The 3,213-nt window shown below is 64.8% G+C and carries 4 protein-coding genes; 3 read left to right on the forward strand and 1 reads right to left on the reverse strand.

The genetic code is table 11. The features are described from left to right. Both ACE3S9_RS17225 and pth read left to right on the forward strand, forming a co-directional pair. Positions 1–597: 50S ribosomal protein L25/general stress protein Ctc (locus tag ACE3S9_RS17225; protein WP_374547711.1), on the forward strand; the 597-nt coding region annotated here is incomplete at its 5' end. 105 nt (positions 598–702) lie between these two features. Then, positions 703–1,281, forward strand: coding sequence for an aminoacyl-tRNA hydrolase (gene pth, locus ACE3S9_RS17230; RefSeq protein ID WP_374547712.1), 579 nt, complete (start codon positions 703–705; stop codon positions 1,279–1,281). Here the strand turns inward: pth and ppk2 are convergent. Then, positions 1,278–2,150 (reverse strand): polyphosphate kinase 2, encoded by an 873-nt coding sequence (ppk2, locus tag ACE3S9_RS17235; RefSeq protein ID WP_374547713.1) that lies wholly within the window; start codon positions 2,148–2,150, stop codon positions 1,278–1,280. The genes pth and ppk2 overlap by 4 nt on opposite strands. A 181-nt stretch (positions 2,151–2,331) precedes the next feature. On the opposite strand from ppk2, the gene ACE3S9_RS17240 reads away from it, so the two are divergent. Next, positions 2,332–3,093: a hypothetical protein gene (locus ACE3S9_RS17240; protein WP_374547714.1), complete on the forward strand. Its 762-nt coding sequence runs from the start codon at positions 2,332–2,334 to the stop codon at positions 3,091–3,093. Positions 3,094–3,213: the final 120 nt, after the last annotated feature.

Here is a 3,213-nt window from a genome sequence, read left to right on the forward strand (position 1 = left end):
GGCAAGGGGGCCGCCCGCAGCGTACGCCGTGAAGGCAGAATTCCAGCCGTCATTTATGGCGGCGGCGAAGCGGCGACGCCGATTTCGCTTTCCTATCGCGACGTTCACAAGCTGGTCTATGCCGGCCACTTCCTGACCACGATTTTCGAAATCGACATCGACGGGAAGACCGAGCGCGCCATTCCGCGCGACTACCAGCTCGACGTCGTGCGCGACACCCCGCTGCATGTCGACTTCCTGCGCCTGAAGGCCGGGTCGAAGATCAAGGTCGGCGTGCCGGTGCATTTCCTCAACCAGGAAACCGCCCCCGGCATCAAGCGCGGCGGCTCGCTGAACGTCGTGCTGCACACGATCGACCTGCTGGTTCCCGGCGACAACATTCCGGAAGCGATCACGATCGACCTCGCCGGCCTCGACTTCAACGATTCGGTGCATATCGGTTCGGTGAAGCTCCCCGCGGGCGCGACCCCGGTCGACAAGTCGAATTTCACCATCGTCACCATCGCGCCGCCGGCTGGCGGCGCCGCGGCGGCGGCGGAGGAAGCCGCTGCGGCTGCGGCCGCCGCGGCCGCTCCGGCCAAGGGCGGCAAGAAGTAAGCCGTCCTATCCAATTCATTTCACCGCCCGCCGCAAAAGCCCGTCGTCAGACGGGCGTCCTTCCAGGGATCGGCGGGCGGTTCTTTTTGCGCGACAGGCCTCGCCATGCTGCTCATCGTCGGTCTGGGCAATCCCGGGAAGAGCTATGCCGGCAATCGGCACAATATCGGCTTCATGGCGGTCGAGGCCATCGCCGCCGCCTGTGCGGCCGCGCCCTTCCGCCGAAAATTCCAGGGCGAACTGACCGAAGCCCGCATCGGCGCCGACCGCGCGCTGCTGCTGAAGCCCGAAACCTTCATGAACGAGAGCGGTCGGTCGGTGGCCGAAGCCGCGCGGTTCCACAAGATTCCGACCGCCGACATCGTCGTTTTCCATGACGAACTCGATCTCGCGCCCGGCAAGCTGCGGGTCAAGCGCGGCGGCGGCGACGCCGGCCATAATGGCCTGCGCTCCATCACCGCCCATATGGGCGGCGACTACCGCCGCGTCCGGCTCGGCATCGGCCATCCCGGCGACAAGGCTTTGGTCCACGGCTATGTGCTGAGCGATTTCGCCAAGGCCGAAAAGCCCTGGGTCGACGCCCTGTGCGACGCCGTCGCCAAAAATGTCGCGGCGCTCGCCAAGGGCGACGACAGCCTGTTCCAGACCCGGATCCATGCCGCCATGCAGGCGGGGGGGTTTTAGGCTTCCACGGCCGCGCGGGCGTTTTCGGCGCCCCAATCGTGCTCTGTCACATATTTATACGGATAGTCGGGCTCGACATAGCCGTGCGGCCCTTCGCGCTTGGGCAGCTTCACCTTTTCGCGCGGCAAATCCTCATAGGGAATGTGCTTCAGCAGATGGGAGATGACATTGAGCCGCGCCCGCTTCTTGTCGTCGGACCGCACGATATACCACGGCGCCCAGGGCGTATCCGTCGCAGCCAGCATGGCGTCGCGGGCCCGCGAATAATCATACCATTTACTGAAGCTCTTCAGATCCATTGGCGAGAGCTTCCAGATCTTGCGGCCGTCGTCGATGCGCGACTCCAGCCGGCGCGCCTGCTCGTCCATGCCGACTTCGAGCCAATATTTAATCAGGATGATGCCGGATTCCTTCATCGCTTTTTCGACGCCGGGAACCTGCGCCAGGAAACGCGTGACCTGGTCGTCATTGGCGAAGCCCATCACCCGCTCGACGCCGGCGCGATTGTACCAGGAGCGATCGAAAATCACGATCTCGCCGGCGGCTGGGAAGTGCTCGATATAGCGCTGGATATACATTTGCGACTTCTGCCGTTCGGTCGGCGCCGGCAGGGCCACCACGCGAAAGACGCGCGGGCTGACGCGCTCGGTGATCGCCTTGATGCAGCCGCCCTTGCCCGCGCCGTCGCGACCCTCGAAGACGACGCAGACCTTGATTCCTTTGGCGACTACCCATTGCTGCAGCTTCACCAGCTCGACATGAAGTTTCTCCAGCTCTTTCTCGTAGAACTTTTCCTTCAGCTTGCCGGGGACCTGCTCGACCGGCTGTTCGATCTCCAGCTTCTGTTTCTTTTTCTTCTTGTCGCCCATTTTCCGTTCCTCCTGCGGCGCTGCCGCGCCGCCGCGTTCACAATAGCACAGACCTCCGCCTTCGGCTCACGCGGCTTGCCGGACGCCCCGCGCACGGCCATCATGCGTCTTCGTCGCGCCGATTCCTTTCCCTCGGCCGGGACGCCAAACGCGCCGCAGAAACAGGCCGAGGCAAGACATCATGCGCCCGCTGCTCGACCACCCGACCCTGCTGTGCCTGTCGTCCCTGATCGTGTTCTGGCTGGTGGGCCTCGCGGGCTATGGCGTCCAGAAGCTGGCGCGGCCGCTGCGGCGCGACGAACAGGACGAATACAAGATCGTCGAGGGCGCCTGCCTGACGCTGCTCGGCCTGATCATCGGCTTCAGTTTCGCCATGGCGGTCAATCGCTACGACCTGCGCAAGAATATGGAGGAATCGGAAGCCAACGCCATCGGAACCCAATATGTCCGCGCCGAGCTTCTGCCGGCGCCGGCGGCGGGCGCGCTGAAAAAGGCGCTGAAAAGCTATCTCGACCGCCGGATCGCGTTTTACGCGGAACAGGACCCGGCCTTGCTGGCCGAGGCGGCGGCGCATGAGGCGAAGCTGCAGGCGGAGATCTGGTCCATCGTTCGCGACAGCGCGGCGGCGCAGCCGACGCCGATTGTCGCTTTGGTCGTCGCGGGCGCCAATGACGTGCTCAACGCGCAGGGTTATGCGCTGGCCGCCTGGCGCAACCGCATTCCCATCGCCGCCTGGGCGTTGATGGCGATCATCGCCGGCGCGTGCAGCGCCATGCTCGGCTTCGGCAGCCAGCGCTTCAACGCCCCGTTGCTGCTGGTCCTGCCGGCGACGATCGCCATTTCCTTCCTGCTGATCGCCGAGATCGACAGTCCGCGCGGCGGCTTCATACGCGTGCTGCCGGCCAATCTGGCCCCGGTGGCGCAGAGCCTTGCGCAGCCCTGACGATTCCCTGCGAACGGCCGCGTTTAAAGCTAGGCGCCACGGCCGCATTTTGCGAATATGCGCCGCGTTTCGCAGGCGCGAAGCCGATTTGCCGGAATGTCCCACCAGCCCGCGCCGCCA

It is taken from the genome of Rhodoblastus sp. (assembly GCF_041915505.1).
GTDB lineage: Bacteria > Pseudomonadota > Alphaproteobacteria > Rhizobiales > Beijerinckiaceae > Rhodoblastus.

Excerpts from the sequence above, each read along its gene's own strand:
- pth (WP_374547712.1), top strand. The coding sequence starts at position 703 with ATGCTGCTCATCGTCGGTCTGGGCAATCCCGGGAAGAGCTATGCCGGC.
- ppk2 (WP_374547713.1), bottom strand. The coding sequence starts at position 2,150 with ATGGGCGACAAGAAGAAAAAGAAACAGAAGCTGGAGATCGAACAGCCG.
- ACE3S9_RS17240 (WP_374547714.1), top strand. The coding sequence starts at position 2,332 with ATGCGCCCGCTGCTCGACCACCCGACCCTGCTGTGCCTGTCGTCCCTG.